At 65.5% G+C, this 19,847-nt stretch carries 20 protein-coding genes and 1 pseudogene; 6 read left to right on the top strand and 15 right to left on the bottom strand.

Annotated features, from left to right (window positions below; translation table 11 throughout):
- The first annotated feature begins 75 nt into the window (after positions 1-75).
- Complete coding sequence (locus AWC08_RS07035) at positions 76-981, top strand: NAD-dependent epimerase/dehydratase family protein (RefSeq protein ID WP_069434215.1); 906 nt, start codon at positions 76-78, stop codon at positions 979-981.
- On the opposite strand, the gene AWC08_RS07030 is transcribed toward AWC08_RS07035, so the two are convergent.
- From AWC08_RS07030 to AWC08_RS07010, 6 genes are all read right to left on the bottom strand, one after another.
- The gene (locus AWC08_RS07030) at positions 982-1,803 is read right to left on the bottom strand and encodes an alpha/beta fold hydrolase (RefSeq protein ID WP_069434216.1); all 822 of its coding nucleotides are present in this window, start codon (positions 1,801-1,803) and stop codon (positions 982-984) included.
- A gap of 10 nt (positions 1,804-1,813) precedes the next feature.
- The gene (locus tag AWC08_RS36330; protein ID WP_159459967.1) at positions 1,814-2,329 is read right to left on the bottom strand and encodes a hypothetical protein; all 516 of its coding nucleotides are present in this window, start codon (positions 2,327-2,329) and stop codon (positions 1,814-1,816) included.
- A gap of 74 nt (positions 2,330-2,403) precedes the next feature.
- Complete coding sequence (locus AWC08_RS07025; protein ID WP_065133565.1) at positions 2,404-2,673, bottom strand: hypothetical protein; 270 nt, start codon at positions 2,671-2,673, stop codon at positions 2,404-2,406.
- A gap of 90 nt (positions 2,674-2,763) precedes the next feature.
- On the bottom strand, positions 2,764-3,183 hold the full coding sequence (locus tag AWC08_RS07020) for a nitroreductase family deazaflavin-dependent oxidoreductase (RefSeq protein WP_069434218.1): 420 nt from the start codon (positions 3,181-3,183) through the stop codon (positions 2,764-2,766).
- Complete coding sequence (locus tag AWC08_RS07015) at positions 3,176-4,627, bottom strand: amino acid permease (protein WP_069434219.1); 1,452 nt, start codon at positions 4,625-4,627, stop codon at positions 3,176-3,178. The genes AWC08_RS07020 and AWC08_RS07015 overlap by 8 nt, the downstream gene beginning before the upstream one ends.
- Before the next feature lie 144 nt (positions 4,628-4,771).
- Entirely contained in the window at positions 4,772-5,041 is a 270-nt protein-coding gene (locus AWC08_RS07010; RefSeq protein ID WP_069434229.1) for an EF-Tu/IF-2/RF-3 family GTPase, read from the bottom strand.
- A 159-nt stretch (positions 5,042-5,200) separates the two neighbouring features.
- Between AWC08_RS07010 and AWC08_RS07005 the strand changes: the two genes are divergently transcribed.
- Positions 5,201-5,569, top strand: coding sequence for a hypothetical protein (locus AWC08_RS07005; RefSeq protein WP_069434220.1), 369 nt, complete (start codon positions 5,201-5,203; stop codon positions 5,567-5,569).
- Here AWC08_RS07005 and AWC08_RS07000 read toward each other — a convergent pair.
- Positions 5,566-6,474 (bottom strand): haloalkane dehalogenase, encoded by a 909-nt coding sequence (locus tag AWC08_RS07000; RefSeq protein WP_069434221.1) that lies wholly within the window; start codon positions 6,472-6,474, stop codon positions 5,566-5,568. The genes AWC08_RS07005 and AWC08_RS07000 overlap by 4 nt on opposite strands.
- 85 nt (positions 6,475-6,559) lie before the next feature.
- On the opposite strand from AWC08_RS07000, the gene AWC08_RS06995 reads away from it, so the two are divergent.
- Positions 6,560-7,171, top strand: coding sequence for a TetR/AcrR family transcriptional regulator (locus AWC08_RS06995; protein WP_069434222.1), 612 nt, complete (start codon positions 6,560-6,562; stop codon positions 7,169-7,171).
- On the opposite strand, the gene AWC08_RS06990 is transcribed toward AWC08_RS06995, so the two are convergent.
- A complete protein-coding gene (locus tag AWC08_RS06990; RefSeq protein ID WP_069434223.1) occupies positions 7,168-8,178 on the bottom strand; it encodes an NADP-dependent oxidoreductase in 1,011 nt (336 codons plus the stop codon). The two genes, AWC08_RS06995 and AWC08_RS06990, sit on opposite strands and share 4 nt — an antisense overlap.
- A 78-nt stretch (positions 8,179-8,256) precedes the next feature.
- Here AWC08_RS06990 and AWC08_RS06985 point away from each other — a divergent pair, with 78 nt between their 5' ends.
- On the top strand, positions 8,257-9,123 hold the full coding sequence (locus AWC08_RS06985; protein ID WP_065133571.1) for a class I SAM-dependent methyltransferase: 867 nt from the start codon (positions 8,257-8,259) through the stop codon (positions 9,121-9,123).
- Positions 9,124-9,620: 497 nt separating this feature from the next.
- Positions 9,621-10,667: a M48 family metallopeptidase gene (locus AWC08_RS06975; RefSeq protein WP_065133572.1), complete on the top strand. Its 1,047-nt coding sequence runs from the start codon at positions 9,621-9,623 to the stop codon at positions 10,665-10,667.
- 7 nt (positions 10,668-10,674) lie between these two features.
- Here the strand turns inward: AWC08_RS06975 and AWC08_RS06970 are convergent, their stop codons facing one another.
- The 6 genes from AWC08_RS06970 to AWC08_RS06940 all read right to left on the bottom strand — a co-directional run bounded on the left by AWC08_RS06970 (position 10,675) and on the right by AWC08_RS06940 (position 17,092).
- Positions 10,675-11,820, bottom strand: a complete 1,146-nt coding sequence (locus AWC08_RS06970; protein ID WP_069434224.1) for a serpin family protein — start codon at positions 11,818-11,820, stop codon at positions 10,675-10,677.
- A gap of 16 nt (positions 11,821-11,836) precedes the next feature.
- A complete protein-coding gene (locus tag AWC08_RS06965) occupies positions 11,837-12,646 on the bottom strand; it encodes a glycoside hydrolase family 16 protein (protein WP_065133574.1) in 810 nt (269 codons plus the stop codon).
- A 60-nt stretch (positions 12,647-12,706) separates the two neighbouring features.
- The gene (locus AWC08_RS38970; RefSeq protein WP_069434225.1) at positions 12,707-13,906 is read right to left on the bottom strand and encodes a PPE family protein; all 1,200 of its coding nucleotides are present in this window, start codon (positions 13,904-13,906) and stop codon (positions 12,707-12,709) included.
- 18 nt (positions 13,907-13,924) lie between these two features.
- Positions 13,925-15,109, bottom strand: a complete 1,185-nt coding sequence (locus tag AWC08_RS06955; protein WP_085087555.1) for a PPE family protein — start codon at positions 15,107-15,109, stop codon at positions 13,925-13,927.
- 31 nt (positions 15,110-15,140) lie between these two features.
- Positions 15,141-15,437 (bottom strand): PE family protein, encoded by a 297-nt coding sequence (locus tag AWC08_RS06950; RefSeq protein WP_065133577.1) that lies wholly within the window; start codon positions 15,435-15,437, stop codon positions 15,141-15,143.
- 1,004 nt (positions 15,438-16,441) lie between these two features.
- A complete protein-coding gene (locus tag AWC08_RS06940; RefSeq protein ID WP_232007889.1) occupies positions 16,442-17,092 on the bottom strand; it encodes a cutinase family protein in 651 nt (216 codons plus the stop codon).
- 181 nt (positions 17,093-17,273) lie between these two features.
- On the opposite strand from AWC08_RS06940, the gene AWC08_RS06935 reads away from it, so the two are divergent.
- The gene (locus AWC08_RS06935; RefSeq protein WP_197522003.1) at positions 17,274-18,044 is read left to right on the top strand and encodes a glycerophosphodiester phosphodiesterase family protein; all 771 of its coding nucleotides are present in this window, start codon (positions 17,274-17,276) and stop codon (positions 18,042-18,044) included.
- Between the two features lie 343 nt (positions 18,045-18,387).
- On the opposite strand, the pseudogene AWC08_RS06930 reads toward AWC08_RS06935, so the two are convergent.
- Positions 18,388-19,733 (bottom strand): annotated as a pseudogene (locus tag AWC08_RS06930) (MBL fold metallo-hydrolase).
- Between the last annotated feature and the right edge of the window lie 114 nt (positions 19,734-19,847).

Below are 19,847 nucleotides of genomic sequence, written 5' to 3'. Positions count from 1 at the left end.
ACCACGAGCAGAATGCGCAAAACCGTCGTTCACACACCCGGCGCTGCGACACCGGCACACCGCTACCATCAGCGCATGCGTGACAAGAAGATCCTGATCACGGGGGTGACCGGACAGGTTGCCACCCCGGTTGCCGTCGCTCTGGCAGCCGACAACGAAGTCTGGGGCGCCGCCCGGTTCACCGACGCCGCGGCTCGAGCCCGCCTCGAGCAGGCGGGGGTGCGCTGCGAGACGGTCAACCTGGCCGAGGGCGATGTCACCGGCCTGCCGTCCGACTTCGACTATGTCCTCAACCTGGCCGTCGCCAAGAGCGGTAAGTGGGACAGGGATCTGGCGGCCAACGCGGACGCGGTGGGCGTGTTGATGGCGCATTGTCGTGGCGCGCAGGCATTTCTGCACTGCTCGTCCGCGGCGGTTTACGACCCGCCGAACGACGACGTGCGCACCGAGGATGCCGCGCTGGGAGACAACCACAAGCCGCTGTTCCCGACCTACTCGATCTCCAAAATCGCGGGGGAGGCCGTCGCCCGTTCGATGTCACGCGTGCTGGGAGTGCCCACCACGATCGCCCGGCTGAACGTTCCCTACGGCGACAACGGGGGATGGATGTACTACCACATGGAGATGATGCTGGCCGGTATCCCGATTCCGGTGCCGCCCGGCGGACCGGCCCGCTACAACCCGATCCACCAGGACGACATCATCGCCACCATCCCCAAATTGCTTGACGCGGCGTCGGTTCCGGCGACGACGGTCAATTGGGCCGGCGACCAGGTCGTCAGCATCCAGCAGTGGTGCGCTTACCTCGGCACACTGATCGGCCGGGAGCCGGTGTTCGACGAAAGCACCCAGGCGCTGCGCGGCAATCCCGTCGACGTGAGCCGGCTTCACGAACTCATCGGCGCCGCCAGCACGGTCGACTGGCAGGACGGCTTGCGCCGGATGGCGACCAGGTTCCATCCCGAACTGGTCAGCGCCTGATCACAGATGGCCCAGCAGGCGGTCGGCAAACATCTCGGGGTGTTCCCGGTGCATGAAGTGTCCGCCGGGTAGCTCTTCGACGGTGTACTCGTTCTCGAACATGCGCGCGGCGAACCGGTAATCCGACGGATCGACGATCGGGTCGTCCAGTCCGGCGAATACCACTGTGGGCACCGTGATCTTGGCCTTCAGGGACGCCGACGGGATGGGGGAGAGCTTCCGGTAGTAGCCGAATGCCGCGTTGAGGCTCGCCGGAACAGCGAAACTGGCACGGACGGCCGCGAACTCGCCGGGATCGGGATTCCAGGCTGGCGACCATCGCCGGTATATCGCAGGCAGCGCGGCAAAGTCGTTGCGCGCGAATCGGTTAGGCGCCCCCGGCAGCTTGTAGGCGGCAAAGTGGCGAACTCCCCAGATCTTCTTCAACGACGGCTTGACCGCCGCGGGGTGAGGGATGCCGATCACGAACAGCTTTCGCACCCGCTCGGGTGCGAGGCCCGCTGCGCCATAGGCGGCCGAGGCACCCCAGTCGTGTCCGATGAGGATCGCCTCCTGCGCGTCCAGCGCATCCATCAAACCGAGGGGATCGCGCGCCAAGGTCTCCTGATCGGCATCGTCGTCGGGAATTCCGCTGGGATGGTATCCCCGCATGAAGGGGCTGACCGCACGGTAGCCCTTGGCTGCGATCCGCGGTCGCAGGTCATCCCACGAATGCGCGGTGTCGGGGAACCCGTGCAGCATCAGCACCAGCGGCCCCGATCCTTCTTCCAGGTACGCGAAGCGCAGCCCGTTCGCGTCGACGAACTGGATGTCATCGCCCATGGCGGGGACGCTACGCGACGCACTGGGCGGTGAACAGGCCGTCGAACCGGCGCCGAGGCGGTGCGGCGTCAACCGCCTCACCGGTAGATAGACGCGACCCAGGCCCGTGAGCACAATTTCTGCTGGGCGGTCGCTGGGTCCAGCCCACCGGTGTTCCGCTGTGGTCGATGTCCCGCAACAGCGGCGCGACGCCCGATTGGCCCACCTGGTCGGCGGGTTCGCGGAACTGCTGGACGACGGTGTCGCGATCGTGCACGGCGAACGACCACGCGGCATCGCTGGACACCTCGAGCGTGAGGTTGCCCAGCGTCAGCACGCAGTCCACGTGTTGATCGGCGAGCTTCGGTTGGTAGTCGAGGTGCCACCTTTCGCAGGATATGGGTTGTGGCGCAACCGCATTGGCGCCGGAAGACGCGTTCGGCGCCGACCGTTGCGAATTCGCGCAAGCCCCACTACCGATCGTCAGTGCCGCGGCCAGGGCCGCTGCGACGATTCCCACCGGCGCGGCGCGGCGGCTCATCCCCATCCCGCGAGCCTAAACGTCTCGCCGAAACGACGAATGGTCCCGATGACTCGGGACCATTCGGATCAATCAGCTCGTCAAAGCCGTTCGGCTTCGGTGTCTTTGTGGTAGCGGGTCAGGAAGCCGACCGCCCCGATGGCGGCCGCAGCGCCGAAGGCAAGCGAGAAGACGATGTTGACGATCATCGCTCCGGCGAAGACACCGAATGCCATCGAGATGTAGAGCATCCAGAACAAGCGAAAGACGGAGCCGGCGGCTACCAGAGCCAGGCTTACTCCGATCCACAGGCTCCATTGGCGGTCAACCCGGTTGATCTGTGCCTGGATGCCGGCGGGGACGATGTTCATCTGCGGTCTTCCTTTCGTGGCGCGCCGCCTTGGTGGCGTCGTCGTTGCACGAAGTACACCGAAGCCGCTGCGCTACCGATCCCAATAACTTCAGGTGCGCTGCAATTCGATGACCGGGATCACCCGGTCGGTCTTGGACTGGTAACCGCCAAATCCCGGTGCCTGTTCGACAATCCGCGGGTATACGGCGTCGCGCTCGTCGTTCGGCAGCTCGCGGGCGCGCACGTCGTAGTCGTCGGTGCCGATTTCGATGTGCGCCACCGGGTTGGCGCGCAGGTTGTGTAACCAGGCGGGGTCGACGTCGGCGCCGGCGTAGGAGCCGACAATCAGCAGTTTGCCGTCGATGTCGAAGCACATCACCGGGTTGATGCGCTGTCGGCCCGACTTGGCACCGGTGGTGTGCAGCAACAACAGGGTGGCACCTTCGAACGGACCCCCGACCTTTCCGCCGTTCGCGCGGAACTCATCGATGATCGCGGCGTTTCCGGTGACATCGGGACGATCAGCCATGCTCGGGCACTCCTATCTGCGGGTGATTCATCTCAGCCTGGAACATCCGATATTGCTCCGCGTGGCCGGGGCGGTGTTTAACCACCAGCCAACCGGCCGCCAGCAGCACGAACCACGCCGGAAACCAAGCCAGGGCCACAGCCGTTTCCCGATCGGTCGACAGCGTCCAGACGACGAATACGAAGAAGGCCAGAATCGCCCAGCACATCACGACGCCGCCGGGCATCCGGTACCGCGAATCGGCGTGCCGCCGGGGATGCCGGCGACGGTAAACGAGGTAACTGACCACGACCATCGTCCACACAAACATGAACAGCAGCGAGGCGACCGTTGTGATGACGGTGAAGACGCCGATAACCGAGGCGCCGGCATAAAGCAGCGGCACCGAAATCAACAGCAGGGGAGCGGTCGCGAGCACAGCGGACCCCGGGACACCGGAGCGGTTGAGTCGGCGGAACAACGACGGAGCGCTGCCCTCGTCGGCCAGCCCGTAGAGCATCCGGCCGGTGGAGAAAACTCCCGAATTCGCCGACGAGGCCGCAGAGGTGATCACCACGACGTTTACCAGTGACGCGGCCGCACCGAGGCCGGCCAGCGCGAACATGGTCACGAACGGCGACTCGCCGCTGGCGAAATGTCGCCACGGCACGACGGCGAGTATCGCCAGCAGTGCGGCGATATAGAAGATCGCCACTCGCATCGGGACGGCGTTGATGGCTCGGGGCAGCGTGCGGCGCGGGTCAGCGGTCTCCGCCGCAGCGGTGCCGACCAGCTCGACACCCACGAAGGCGAAGAACGCGATCTGCATGCCACCGACCAGACCCATGAACCCGGTGGCGAAGAACCCGCCGTCATTCCACAAATTCGCCAGCGTCGCGCGGTCGCCGTGCGGCGAGACGAAACCGGTGGCCACCAGGGCGATGCCAACCACGATCAGCCCCAAAATCGCGACGATCTTGATCAAGGAGAACCAAAATTCGATCTCCCCGAAATTGCGCACGCTGAACAGGTTGAAGGCCAGCACCACAAGGACGGTCACCAACGCCGGGATCCAGTCGGGCAGGCCGGGCCACCAATACTTGGAGTAGCCGACGATCGCCACGACCTCCGCGACACCGGTGACAACCCAGGCAAACCAGTAGGACCACCCGATGAAGAAGCCGGCCACCGGGCCCAGTAGGTCGGCTGCGAGGTCGACGAACGACTTGTAGTTCAGGTTCGACAGCAGCAATTCGCCCATCGCACGCAGCACGAAGAAAACGAAGAATCCGATGACCCCGTAGACCACCACCACCGCCGGGCCCGCCTGGGTGATCGTGCGTCCCGATCCCATGAAGAGACCGGTACCGATCGCGCCACCGATCGCGATCAGCTGGATCTGACGATTGGACAGATCGCGATGCAGGTGGCGGACGGCGCCTGCGTCCTGCTCGTCAGCCGACATCGGGAGGCCCCATGGTCATGACATTAGGGGCAGCGTCCCAGCGCTGCCGGTACTTTCGCACGAAAGACGTCGACCACCGTGGGACCAGTCAACAGCCGGCAACTCAGTTGTGCGCAATACCGTTGCAGCGGTGCAGCATTCGCGCTACGCGAGATAGACGCCGCCCGAGGTGAGGACGTCGCCCGCGGCCACCTCACTCTTGTCGAGTTTGCGAAACAGGATTCCGATGTTGTCACCCGTAGCGGCCGTATCCAGCTTCTTGCGGAAAGCCTCGATCGCATCGACCCGAACCGGGGGGCCGTCGTTGATCCGCACTTGATCACCAACACTCAGCTGCCCGTACTCGACTCGGCCGGTCGCGACTGTGCCACGCCCTTTGATCGAGAACACATCCTGAACGGTCATACGAAACATGAGGGCACGGTAGTTGATCAGTCCACCAATTCGCACTACCGGCACGCCGGTGCCCGCTCGCTGACACCAAAATGCAACCGGCGCAAACCATTTCACTGTCGACGACTCGTTCTCCGACACGCTGTCGACGTCTTCGCGCCGTGACCGTACGCTGACCTGGTGGGTTGGTTCGAACGAGCAAGAAACGCCGGGGCGGGGGAGCGGGTCACGCGGGCCGACAAGCGGCAGGCCGCCGACACGCTCGCCGAGCTCACCACACTCAACGCCGAGCGGGAGCGGTTGCTGCGCGATGGGATAGCGGGCGTCGCCACGATTGTGGGCATCCGCGAGAACGTCGCGACCACCTCGCTGGGCCGTTGGCACGAACTCGAACTAGATGTTCGGCTGCCTGACAACGACCCCTACCGCGCCACCCGCCGCGTCGCCCTGGAACTCTCGACGGTTCCGCACATCACGATTGACGCACAGGTGCCGGTACGCGTCGATCCGCACGACTTCTCCAAGGTCCTCGTCGTCGCACCGCATTAGGCACCGGGGCGTACCACCAGCCGCGAAAGCAGCACGTCCGCGAGTTGCTCACCACGGTCCTCCTGCACGAAGTGTGCCGCGCCCTCGATGCGCACCTGCTCACCCGCGGTGGGAATCAGATCGCAGAACAACTGGCCCGCCTTGGGGTAGGGGAATACCGGGTCCGAGTCCGAAAAGGCAACTAGCGCAGGCTTATTCCAGTGGGCGAGTTCAGCGCCGATCGCTCTCATCCGGTCAACCCCCGGTGCGTCCTCGGTGATCGGAACAAGCAGCGGAAACTGCGCGGCACCGGCCTTCGACTCGACGGTGGGGAAGGGCGCCTCGTAAGCGGCGACGACATCATCGGACAGTGGGGTCGTGGTGGCGCTCTGTATGACGAAACCGACGGGCAGATCCGGGTTCTTCTCGGCGAAGTTGCGCCACGCCATGAAGCCCTTGGACACGTGCCCGGTGAACAATCCGGTGTTCATGATCATCAGTGCGTCGACCCGGTCGGCGTTCTCCGTGGCCCACCGCAGACCGATCGGGCCGCCCCAGTCCTGGACGACGACGGTCGCGCCGTTGAGGTCGAGGCCGTTCAGGACCGCACCGATCAATTCGCTGTGCCGATCGAAGGTGTACCACCGTCGGTCGGTCGGCTTGTCGGAGCGGCCGAAACCTACGAAATCGGGCACGATCACCCGAAGGCCGGCCGCAGCGAGTGGCGGCAGCATCTTGCGATAGAGATAGGCCCAGCTGGGTTCGCCGTGAAAACACACCACCGGGGTACCGTCGCGCGGGCCCTCGTCGAGGTAGTGCATCCGCAATCCGTCGACCTCCGAATAGTTGGGCGCGAAGCCGTATCCGGGCAGGTCGGTAAAGCGAGCATCGGGAGTGCGGAAAACCTCCGGGGTCGTCGGACTCATCGGCGCGATCTCCAATCATTCGTGGGACCGTCCCAACGTAGATTATTTTTGACCGACCAGTCAACTATCGTTTAGAATCGACCGTATGCCGCGCACCTCGGACGCTCGCGAACGCATCGTCTCGACGGCGGCCCGCCTGTTCCTCGAGCGGAGTTACCACGACGTGGGTGTCGAGGAACTGTGCGCGGTGGCCGACGTCCGCAAGGGCAGCTTCTACCACTACTTCTCATCGAAAGCCGAACTGGCGAAAGCGGTTGTCGACCTGCACCTGGCGGTATTTCAGGCGCGACTGGCCAACACCCCGGGGACTACCCCCGCCGAGCGGCTCTCGGCGATCCCGGACGCCATCGCCGCGATCCAGTCCGGGCTGCAGCGTCAGTTCGGACGCCTCGTGGGTTGCCCGTTCGGCAATCTGGCCGCCGAGCTGTCCACCACGGATGAAGCAGTTCGCAGTCACCTCGCCAGCCGGCTGGCCGCGCTGGAGAGCGAGCTCGCGGCCATCTGTCGCGACGCCGCCCAAGACGGGACGCTGCGTGCCGGCGTCGACCCGGACCGGCTGGCCCATGCCCTGTTCGCGCACTACCAGGGGCTGATCCTGCTGGCCAAGCTGCACGGCTCGACCGTCTCCGATCTGGCCCCGGCGCTGCACGATCTCATCGAGGGCTATCTGAGCCCGCCGGGCGGAGATCGCGCCTAGGTGATCTTCACCATCAACTTGCCGACGTTCTTTCCGTCAAACAGCATGTTGATGGCGGTCGGCAGCTGCTCGAAGCCCTCGACCACCGTCTCCAGCGGCTTGAGCTTGCCCTCCCCGATCAACCCGGCGATCTCGCCGATCGCCTCCGGAGCCCGACCGAAGTGGTCCAGCACGATGAACCCCTGCACCGTGGCGCGCTGGATGAGCAGGTTGCCGAACGCCCGCGGCCCAGGCGGCGGGTCGGCCTCGTTGTAGCCGGAGATCAAACCGCACAACGCAACGCGCGCGTTGATGTTCAGCCGGGCGAAGATCGCGTCCATGATCTGCCCGCCGACGTTCTCGAAGTCGACGTCGATGCCGTCGGGGGTGGCCGCGACCAGTTGGGCGTACCAGTCGTCGGCCTTGTGGTCGACGGCAACGTCGAACCCGAGTTGCTCGGTCAGCAGGGCACACTTCTCGGGGCCACCGGCGATGCCGACGACGCGCGCGCCGTCCGCCTTGGCCAGCTGACCGGCCACCGAACCGACCGCACCGGCCGCGGCCGAGACCACCACCGTCTCGCCGGGCTTCGGCTTTGCGATGTCGCGGATGCCGATCCAGGCAGTCAGCCCAGTCATGCCGAGCGCACCCATGTAGGCACTGGGCGAGACGCCCTCGGCGACCTGGACCGGCATCACCGGGTTCTGGTCGGACGCCACCACGTATTCCTGCCAGCCGAGCAGGCCCTGCACGATCTGACCCACTGGGTAATTCGGGTTCTTCGATTCGATGACCTCACCGATACCGCCTGCCCGCATCACCTCGCCGATCCCCACCGGCGGGAGGTAGGTCGGCACGTCGGTGATCCACATCCGGTTGGTCGGGTCCAGCGATATCCAGTTCACGCGCACGAGTGCTTCACCGTCACCGATCTGGGGGATCGGCTCCGCACTGAGTTCGAAGGTCGTGGGCCCGATGCGCCCGGTCGGACGTTCACGCAGGAGAAAGCGACGGTTTTGGTCAGCCATGAGCGAACCGTACCCGACCTCGAAGGGGCGCGATATGAGCGAACCGGGCCTGTCGGTACCCGGTGCTATAACGCTCGTATGGCAGGCACTGACCACGTCATCACACATGTCTCCGACACCGCACGATGGACGGCGTTGCATCGGGCGACCGAGTCCGCGCGCCCGGACGCGCTGTTCAACGACTTCCTTGCCGAGCGGCTCGCCGGCGAGCAGGGCCAGGCGATCGTCGCCCGCGTCCCACGGTCGACGCGCAACGGCTGGTGGCTGGTCGCGCGCACGAAAATCATCGACGACGCGATTCTGCAAGCGATCGCCGACGGCTGCGACCGGGTGCTGAATCTGGCAGCCGGGCTGGATACCCGCCCCTACCGCCTGCCGCTTCCGGCTGAGCTCACCTGGGTGGAGGCCGACCTTCCGGCACTGGTCGAGGAGAAGACGCAGCTGCTGGTCGGCCAGGAACCTCGCTGCCGGCTGACGCGGACCGCCGTCGACCTCGCCGACCCGACGGCGCGCGACAGATTCTTCGACGAAGCACTCGATGGTGCCACCAAAGCGCTGGTGCTCACCGAAGGACTGTTGATGTATCTCGACGAGGCTGACGTCGACGCGCTTTCCGCCGCGCTCGAAAGGCGCGAAGTTTCTTGGTGGATGCTGGATCTCGCGGGACCGGGCCTCAAGCAGATGATGAACCGGAAGATGGCCGGATTGTTGCAGAACGCTCCATTCAAGTTCGCTCCGGAGAACGGCTTGGCGCACTTCGAAAAACTTGGCTGGCGCGTGGTGCACTCCGAATCGCTGTTTTCGGCCGCGCGCCGTTTCCACCGCTTGCCGATGTTGATGCGCGCAACCGCCTGGCTACCGCAGCCCGACCCTCGCCGCCCCGGCCGCCGACCCTGGAGCGCGGTTGCGCTGCTGGCCCGGTGCGGCGGTGCGCGCGCTATGTGACGCAGGTCATCGTCAGGTTTCGAATTCACGGCAAATTCTCATCTAGGGACACGGTTAGGTCACAGCTTTGCTGGGCATCCTGAGTAACACAGCTACAAACCGCATGGTTGTGGCTTTGCGCAGTAAGTCGGAGAGGAGTTGACAATCGTGGCGAATGAATCAGAGGCAAACGTAATTTATCTCCAATCCCACCCGGTCTGGACGGCAGCGCACCGGCGGGAACGTCAGCTCCAAGAGGCAATGCGTCGGCATCCCGCATATATCGCCAGGCAGCGCGCCGCCGCAGTGGGCGGTTCGGTTTCGACAGGTCACGGCACCTTCGGGATGTACTCCACCGCTGACGCCCCCGCGTAACGTTCTCGCACGTTAGTCGCTCTATTCGGTTAGTGATCCGATCGCGAATCATCCGCACGCACCGCCATCGCGTGCGGTTGTTTTGCTGCGGATTTTTCTGAGCACCGCCCCCTTATCCTGATACAGACAATAAGGGGACCGCCATGTCACAAACACCTGCCGCGACGCGCGCCGTCTTCCCAGAAATCAGCTCACGCGCCTGGGAACATCCCGCCGACCGGACTGCCCTGTCAGCGTTGCGCCGGCTCAAGGGCTTCGACCAGATCCTGAAGTTGCTGTCCGGGATGCTGCGCGAACGCCAACATCGCCTGTTATACCTGGCCAGTGGCGCGCGGGTGGGTCCTCGCCAGTTCGCCGACCTCGATGCGCTGCTTCAGGAGTGCGCTGACGTCCTGGACGCACCAGAGAAGCCTGAACTTTTCGTGACGCAGTCACCGATCGCCAACGCTTACACGATCGGGATGGACCAGCCCTTCATCGTCATCACCTCCGGTCTGTATGACTTGATGACCCACGAGGAGATGCGCTTTGTGGTGGGGCATGAACTCGGTCACGCGCTGTCCGGGCACGCGGTCTACCGCACGATGATGATGCACCTCATGCGGTTGGCGGGGTCATTCGGATTCATGCCGATCGGCGGCTGGGCTTTGCGCGCCATTGTGGCGGCGTTGCTGGAATGGCAGCGCAAATCGGAGCTGTCCGGGGACCGCGCCGGGCTGCTGTGCTGCCAGGACCTGGACACCGCAATACGGGTGGAGATGAAGCTCGCCGGCGGGAGCCGACTGGACAAACTCGACTCGCAGGCATTCCTCGCTCAGGCGCGGGAGTACGAAAGGTCGGGGGACATGCGCGACGGTGTGCTCAAGCTGCTTAATCTTGAGCTGCAGACACACCCTTTTTCAGTCCTGCGGGCCGCCGCTTTGACCAAGTGGGTGGACACCGGCGGCTATGCCAAGGTGTTGTCCGGGGATTACCCGCGACGGACCGACGATGACGGCGCCTCGTTCGCCGATGACTTCAGCGAGGCTGCCCGGCACTACAAGGACGGTTTCGACCAGTCCGACGACCCGCTGATCAAGGGCATTCGCGACGGATTGGGCGGGATTGTCGACGGGGTCGGCCGGGCTGCAACGACTGCAGCCGATTCGCTGGGACGCAAGATCAGCGAGTGGCGGCAGAAACCCGAGTAGCGACCGGCTAGCGCGGAGGGCTGGTGTCGACGTCGGCGGGTTCTGTGACCCAGGCGGCGAACACGGGCACCCCCGCCCACGGGTCACGGCGGGCGCGACGCTGGCCGACGCTGGCAACGACGGCATACGGATGGCCGAAACGCACAATTGCGGTGCGCGACAGGCCAGTTGGCATCATTGCGCTGCGCAGCGCGACGGCGGTGACAGCGGCCGCCTCGAAACCCCACCGGTTATAGCGCGCGACGGCCGACTGGCGAGCCTGTATGTCCGGCGCTGCTGGCAATGCGTCGGCAAGCGCCCTTCCCACTGCGCCAAACCCCAGTCCGGGATCGGTCGTCAGGTCGTGATTCGACGCCGCTTTCCACGCCGGCATAACCACCCGCACCTGATCCCCACCCGGTCGGCGGTCCTCGGTGATCGTCCAGAACGGTCCGTCGCCCAACGGGAGGTCGGAGAGCTTTCGACGCCGCACCGTCGAGCCGGTGGCTTGTTGCTGCGCGAGGTCGTGGGCGGCCGCCAGAACCGCCTCCGACCCGGCATCTTCGCGGGCGATGACGGACGTCACCTGCAGAACATCGTTTCCGACGGCGGTGTGCACCGCGACCGGGCCTAGCCCGGCGGCATCGGTGACATACCCGCCGGCACCACTGAGTGCCTGGGCGACGCGCGAGCTCCAGGGCGATCTCAACTCTGCGGCGTCGGTGCTGTCGTAGGGCCGCACCCAGGCGATACGGGTGGCCAGGGCACTGGCTAGCACCGCCGTCATCTCCGAAACGTCGACCGGGAAGCGGTCGATCATGCCGTCGGTGTGATCGCGCGCCCAGGCGTCAGCCTGCTCCTGAGCGGGCACCGGTCCCGTTTGCACCGCGGCGGGCAGCTCGCCGGGCCAGGAGGGCAATCCCCACACGGCCAGAGCACTGCGGATGACGTCCGGCGGATCGCTGAGCAACTCGTCCAGTGCCCGTCGGGCACGCCTGACATCGACGCCCAGAACCTCCTCGAGGTCCTTTCGGACGGAGCCTTTGGCCAATGGGGCGGTCAGCGCCAGCAACAGCCAGGCGCCCAGCGGGGAGGACACCGAGTGCCTGTCGGCGTGCACTCGGCAGAAACGCTGGGCATAGCGCGTGATCAGCGGCCCGGGCGCGGCGTTCATGCCCGAACTGTAGTGGCTACCAGACCCGCACGTAGTCGACCAGCATCTGCGCCGGATAGTGCCCGGGCCCGGGATCACCGCCGCCGGAACCGGCCACAGCCAGATTCAGGATTGGGAAAACCTGGTAGCCGGGATTGTTGAACGGCCAGTCCGGCAGCGAGTTGGCCGCCACCGTGAAATACGGCTGCGCGCCGTCGGTGTAGTCCTGCCAGAAGCGCATTCCGGCGTCGTCCCACTGCACTCGCCAGGTGTGCCACGCGCTGTCCAGAGCGATGTTGTGGGTCTTCCACTCCGAGCCGTTGGCTTTTGCGTGGACGGTAGTCGCGGACGGCCAGCTGCCGTTGCCGTACCACTCGACGATGTCGATCTCGCCCTGCGCGTCACTGGACAACCAGAACGCGGGCCAGGCGCCCGGGGTGAGGCAATCGAACTTGATGCGAGCTTCCCAGGTGTGGCCGATGCCGCCTTGCCACGGACTGAATACCTTGCCGCCGTAGTAGGTCGGCCCGTCTTTGGCGGCGCGGATGACGAGGTTCGAGTTCCCGTCGATGAAAACGTTCTGTCGATCGTCGCGGTACTGGCCGACGTGCTCGGGAAGCTCCCAATACGTCGGGTCCTTGATCGTCTCGCGCGCTTTGGAGACCGTCCATTTCGCGGGGTCCGGGGCGGAGCCGGCCGGTCCGTCGAACTCGTCGTGGAACAGGTACGGACCGGCTGCGCCGCTGGGAGCTGCACCGGCCTTCGGAACGGGGGCCGCACCCAGTGCGGCCGCACCGGTCATCAGGCCCGTCATCAACAGCATGCGGCGACGATCAAATTCGAGCATTAGCAAGGCACCCTAGCAGCCACGACGAGGCCTTCGAAAATCCCCGAAATTCACGAGCGCCTATCCGGCCGCCGGTGGCCTGGTCATGAAGGTCAACCGATGCCCGTAGGCGGGCGTTTTGCGGCCGTTGCCGGCATTGAAAAACTGCCCGAATGGCGGGGCCACCGGAGTATTGCCGGCCGCGCCCGTTGCCGTGGTTTCCAGAGCCGCCGGAATTGCGGTGGAGTTGCTGATCGCCGTGGTACCCGGACCTGTAGCTGTCCCCACCGCGGAGGTCCAGCTGGCCGGCACCGACAGTCCGCTCAGCGGGACCGCCCTACCCAGACCAGCGGTCACGCTGCCCACCTTCGTGCCCAGGTTGGCCCCGGCCGCGCCGGCGGCTTGAGCGGCGCGGCCGGCCGCTTTGGCCGCAGGAGCCAGATTGTTCATGAAATTGGTGATAGCGATCGAGCCGCTGCTGGCCTGTCCGAACGCCTGCCCCGACTGGAATATCGCCGTGACCGCCGAGACGTAGGGCGAAAGGTACTTGCTGTAGAGCGGAACGATGTCGTCCAACGGCGTGTTCGCGATCAGCCACTGGTCGATCGCCGTGCTGTTGATCGGCGACGACAGGGTCTTGAGCACGTCGGCCACTCTGGTGTTCAGTTGACCCGCGACGTTCATGACGTTGCTGAAAACCTGGCTGTATTGACCTTTGAACGCCGCAATAGCCTGGTCAGCGAGCTGATATGGGTCGGCGACTTCGGCCGGTTCCGGCAATTCCCCGAACTGGGTGGCCGCCGCCGCGCTGCCCGCGTAGTTGTACATCGCCGCGGCGTCCTGCGCCCAGAACTCGGCGTAGAGCGCCTCGGTCGCCGCGATAGCGGGGGTGTTCTGGCCCAGGAAGTTGGTTGCGACCAGCGCCGCCAGCAGAGCACGGTTGGCGGCAATAACCGGCGGCGGGATAGAAGCGGCGAACGCGGCCTCGTAGGCGGCTGCCGCCGCAAAGGCCTGGCTTGCCGCCTGCTCGGCCTCGACCGCACTGCTGTCCAGGAACACCACGAAGGGACTCGCCGCCGCCAGCATCGACGCCGACGCCGGACCCAGCCATGGGCCGCTGGTCAGCTCGGATATCACCAACCGATGGCCGGTGGCTGCGGCTTGCAGGTCTGCCGCCAGTCCGCTCCACGCCGCCGCGGCGGCAAGCATTGGTCCCGCCCCCGGACCCGTATAGATGCGGCCCGAATTAACCTCGGGCGGCAACGCGCCGTAATCAACCATTGCTTTGTGCAGCGGCCGTTAGCCGGCGGCCGGGGGCTTGGCCATGACGGAAGGCTTGAACCCGTAGGTCGGCTGGTTGCGGCCGTACCCGCCGTTGACGAACTGCCCGAACGGCGGGGCCATCGGGAAGCTGTTGCCCTCCGCGGCGGCCGGGATCGCGCTGGCGATGCCGGGATTGGTGGTGGCGTGCCACGGCACCCAGTTCGCCGGCGCCGACAAGCCGCCGATCGGAATCGCCTTGCCCAGACCCGCTGCCACACCGCCGAGGTTGCCGGCGGCGCCCGCCGCGGCCTGCCCGGCGCTGGCCGCGGCCGCGCCCGCGGCCGATGCTGCGCCTTCGGCCGCCTTAGCCGCGGAAGCCGCCGGCTTCGCGAAGTTTGCCATGGCGGTAAGACCGTTGCTGACCTGGCCAAACGACTGCGTCGACTGGATCATCGCCGCCATCGAGTTGACATAGGGCGAGAGGTACTTGCTGTACAACGACACCACGTCGTCCAACGGCGTGTTCGCCACCAGGAACTGGTCGATCGCCGTGCCGTTAATCGGGGAGGACAACGTCTTCAACACATCGGAGACCCTGGGGTTGATCTGCGCCACCACATTCATCACGTTGGTGTAGCCGGTGTTGTACTGCGCTTTGAAGACCGCGATGGCCTGGTCGACCACGCCCATCGGATCCACCACCTCCGCCGGCGCCGGCAACTCCGACAGCTTGGTGGCCGCCGCCGCACTGCCCGCGTAGGTGTACATCGCCCCCGAATCCTGAGCCCAGAATTCGGCGTACTGGGCCTCGAGGGTCGAGATCGCCGAACTGTTCTGGCCGAGCAGGTTGGATGCGACCAATTCCTGCAGCAGGGCGCGGTTCGCGACGATCAACGGAGGCGGAACGCTAGCGGCAAATGCCGTTTCGTAGGCGTTCACCGCGGCGGTCGCCTGACTTGCTGCCTGCGCGGCCTGCAAGGCGCTGTCGTCCAGCCAGGTGAGGAACGGACTGACGCTGGAGGTCAACGATGCCGATGCCGGGCCCAGCCACGGCCCGCTGGTCAGCGCAGTGATCACCGACCGATGGCCCGACGCGACCTCCTGCAGGTCGGCGGCCAGCCCACTCCATGCCGAGGCAGCGGCCAGCAGTGAACCGGCCCCGGGACCGGCGTAAATGAGGCCGGAGTTGATCTCGGGCGGCAACAAGCCGTAGTCAACCATTGCGTTCGTTCCCCTAGTCTCTTGTGATCGCTCAGACCGAAGCCGCGTTGGCTGCTTCGGTCGCCGCGTAGGAGCCCGCACTCGTCCCGAGCGTCGCCGCCAGTGCCGCCTGAATCTGAGCGGCCCGTGCCTGCAACTCCTGAAACCGCGCGGCGTGAGTGGCGAACTGCGCCGCCGTCAGGATCGACACCTCGTCGGCCGCCGCGGGGACGACGCCGGTGGTGGGGGTTGCGGCGGCCGCATTACCCACGTTCAACGCCGCGCCGAGCGACTGCAGATTGCTGGCCGCGGCCGCCAGGTGCTCTGGATAAGTACGTACGAATGACATAGGTTCCTCCGAACAAGCTGTGGGGTCGGGTTCTCACAGGTCAATGCGTTGCCGTTATCTCGGTACGGTATTGACCGCGCCCTGGCCGGTTCAATGTGGCTAACCTCGCCGAATGGACCCTGATCTTGCTGTTTAGCCAACATTCACCTTGATTTTTAGTCACATCATCTTCATAGAATCTGCGCAGCATCTGTGCAGTAAAAGGCCACATAATCCGCCGCAGGCACGACGCAGGGGCAGGGCAGCAACACTCGGGTCGAGCAGGGACCGCGCCAGCGCAGTCCGCCGGAGACCCTGGAAGCTCAAAAAGACGATGTCAGTGAGCTTTTCGTGCGGCACGACGTTGGGGAGCAACCGTCGGGCCGATGGGACGCAGCCACCGGAACGCCTCATGTCGGTCGGCAATGCGGCGTCCGGCAATCGCGGCGCACGACGACGCCGGCCCGGGCGACGGCGACTGAGCCGATCGCCCTCACACGACCCCGAAGCGCCACTGAATAGTATTGCGCTGGCTAATCATATGAATACCGAAATTCCATCTATAAATTCAGCGTGAACATATCTCCCTGGCGTGGAATGCCGGGGTCGCAGCGTCGCCCTGTCACCTTAATTCTCAGGCTGATTCTTAACGGGACCCGGCGTCGGCCCGGGCCGGGTCCGAGGAGCGGGCCTTGGTTTATTGGCCGAGGCGTATCTTTCGTGAGACCGAACCGCGACGGCGGCAGAGCAGGCTCTTCGACATGGTGGTGCTGATTGGGCTCGCTCTGATAACGGCCCTGTGCACCGGGTATCACTTCGGGCGGCGCTCAGCCTCCCACCGGCCAACCTGGAAGAAGCGGACCTCTCGACTCGCCCTGGGCAAACTCACCGTCAGTCTTGTCGTGCTGGTAGTCGCCCGTCGGATGCAGCGGATGCTGGCGCCCCGCCATGCGTCCACCGCGATCGCAGGCCTTTGGGGACAGGTACCGATGGCGCAGGCCCGGCGGCTGCTCAGAAGCAGATAGCTACTGCAGCTTGCCCGCGACGAAGTCCGCGGCCTGGTTCGCCATGCCGGCCTGGATGTACGCGTTGGCCAGGTGCTCTGGCCAGTTCTGTTTCCAGGTATTCGGGTCGGCCGGGTTGCAGACCGGGTCGGCTCCGTGACACAGCTCGATGGTCCGGTCGTTGTAGAGCGGGCTGAAATTGGTGATCGGCCCGACCCATTGACTTCCATTGCCGAACAGGGCGACGGCGGCGATGTGTTGATCGGCACCATCGGGAAGCGGGCTGTCGAATCCGAACGCGGACATGGGCACCGCGAGCACGACGTCGGTGACCGCCGCACCGAGCGAGTAGCCGCCCAGCACCAGCCGGGTGTTGGGGCAATTGTTGACCATGTACTGGATGTGCCGACTCATGTCGTTGGCGCCGATATCAACCTCGGTGTCGGCCGGGTACTTCACGGCGTAAGTGCTCATGCTCCGACCGCCGACCTTGGAACTGAGCGAGCTGATGAACGCATTGCCGAGGGCTCCCGGGCCCGCCGATTCGAATCGGCCTCTGGCGAAGACGACTTCCACCTGCGGACAATTGGCGGCGACCGCGGAACCGGCCGCGCCGGGAGCACCGGCCGGCAACACCACACCGGCGAAAAGCAGCGCGGCAACGGTGGCGATTGCCGCTAGACAGGGTTCTACCGATTTCCGGCTGACTAGTTGGCGCACAGCACATGATCGTAGCCAGTGATGTCGCGCCCGTATGCGGCTTAACAACTTTGGTCGACCGGTTAGGGAATGTGCTGGCGTTTGGTGCCCCGGTGGCGATACTTACCTGGTGAACGACGACGGGACGGCGATCGTGGAGTTCCTTCGCGAAAACGGCCCAATCGCCATGGCACACAGAGGGTTTACGTCGTTCAAGTACCCGATGAACACGATGGCCGCTTTCCGGGAGGCGGTGCAGCTCGGATTTCGCTATATCGAGACCGACGTACGAGCCACCCGTGACGGCGTTGCGGTGGTCCTGCACGACCGGCGGCTTGACGATCGCTGTGGCGTGCGGGGAGCGGTCGACGAGTTGGATTGGCGCGAAGTGAGCACGGCAGATCTCGGCGCAGGAGAGTCGATCCCCACTCTCGAAGACTTGTTGACCACCTACCCCGATATCCGGGTCAACATCGACATCAAGGTCGGGTCGGCGGTGGAGCCGACCGTCGACGTCATCGAGCGGATGAAGGTGCACGACCGGGTATTGGTGACGTCGTTCTCCGAGCGCCGCCGCCGGCGGGCACTGCGGTTGCTGTCCAGGCGCGTCGCCAGCGCGGCCGGAACAGGGGCACTGTTAGCGGTGCTGGCGGCCAGGACACCGCGCGACCAGGGCTATGCGTGGCGGCTGATGCACGACAGCGACTGCCTGCAGCTACCGTCGCGGCTGGGGGCGGTGCCGGTCATCACGGCCGGCCTGGTGCGCACCGCCCACGAGATGGGCCGCCAGGTGCATGCCTGGACGGTCGACGACCCGGAGGAGATGGCCGCGCTTTTCGACATCGGAGTGGACGGCATCATCACCGATCGGGCCGACCTGCTGCGCCGGGTGCTGGTGTCCCGCGGCCACTGGCAGCAGGACTGACCAACATCGATCCGCCATAGCCCCCCGCTTAGCCGAAGACGTTGTGCTGGTGTCAAGTCCGGGCAGCGCGCGGCGAAAGCCGAGCGGCTGCTGCGCGAGGAGGTTGTGCGTGCGGGACGGGTCCTCGAGAACGGGTTCACGGCCTGGGAGGGCGACGGCCTGCCGGTCGACCGCGGTGCACCGCGATGGGAGCTCGAACGGCAGGTGCGACTGGTCGCGGGGTCGGTCGTGCTGTCCTCGATTCTGGGGGGAGCGTGGCCGTACCCAAGCGATGGCCACGGGCCTTGCCAAACTTCCCTATAGCCGCGGCGCCAACTCTGATGTGGGCGCCATCATCGCGGCGCTACCGCCAGGTCAACCCGAGTTCTTCAGCAGCGCCGTAGTTGTCGTCGACCAGCACCGTCGCGCGGCCGTACTTGTCGAGGATGGAAGCCGCTACCGAAGCCCGGTAGCCGCTGGCGCAGTGCACCCAGATCTCACCGTTCGGAAGTTCGTCGAGACGGCGCATCAATTCGTGGACCGGAATGTTGATGGCCTTGTGTACGTGGCCGTCCCGGAACTCCTCGTCGCGCCGCACGTCGAGCACGGCCACCTCATCACGACCCGTTTCCGCTGCCAGTTCGCCGAAATCTGAAACCGGTAGGAGCGCAGACCGAGCTCGCCGGCCAGTTTGCCGATGTCGCCGGTGGCCGCACCGCGCACGTCGTCGACCCCGATACGTACCAGTCCCCTTCGGGCAGTGGCGATCTGGTCGTCGTTCTCCTATCAAGGTCAGCGGTTCACCCCAGGCATACAGCCAGCCGAGGTAGGTGACGAACGAATCCGACAACTCGAAGCCGTAGGAGCCCCCGATATGTCCAGCCGCGAACGCGGTCCGGGAGCGTAGGTCGATCACCCATTCACCGGCCTCGATGCGGCGCCGAAGTTCGCCCGGGTCCACCGGCGCCGGTGTCGACAGGTCCACCGGAGCGGGTCCGTCGCGGTTGATCACGCCCATGTGCTCGTAGTAGGCGGGGTAGGCCGACAACGTGGCGAGCAACCCGCCGACGAACGTTTCCTCATCCAGGGTGAGGGCCGGATTAGACGCCCGCTGCTCTCCCACCGTCGACGAGTCCCGCCCCTGGCCACCGGCCGCACAGAAACTGCCGAAGCCGTGTGTGGGATAGACCTGAGTCTCGGCGGGAAGTTCGCCGGCCAGCCGGCGCACTGACCGGTACTGGTCCACGGTCAACTCGTGGGCACGGTCGACGCCGAGCAGATCGGTGCGTCCTGCGGTATCGAAAAGCATTGAACCACCGGCAAAAACGCCCAAGGAACGCCCCGAAACATCGCTGAGCGCATAGCTCACGTGCTCCAGTGTGTGCCCCGGTGTGTGGATGACCCGCAGCCGAAACCCGCCGGCGTCGATGACGTCTCCGTCGCCGACCCGGCGAGCCGGATAACCGACGTCGTCACCCCGGGGAATGACGTACTGCGCTCCCGTCGAGCGGGACAACTCCAAACCCCCCGTCACATAGTCGTTGTGCAGATGCGTTTCCAGGACATGGGTGATGCGGGCGAGGGCTCACCAAGCAGCTGCATTACCCGGTCGATGTCGCGCTGCGGATCGATGACCACCACGGCGTCCTCGTCAGCGACCACATAACTGCGATCGCCCAGGCTCGATGTCTCGACGACGTCCACACGCACACCCATGTCCACCAGGTACCCCGGGCCCGCGGCCCGGCCGTGCGCGGCAGCCGCCGGCAGCCCCAGTAGCTGGGATCGGATTGAATTCTCGACGATCGCAAAGATGCGGTTGCT

It is taken from the genome of Mycobacterium gordonae (assembly GCF_002101675.1).
Classification (GTDB): domain Bacteria; phylum Actinomycetota; class Actinomycetes; order Mycobacteriales; family Mycobacteriaceae; genus Mycobacterium; species Mycobacterium gordonae.
Note: the sequence above shows the minus strand (reverse complement) of the source record. Positions and strands in the feature narration are given on the sequence as shown.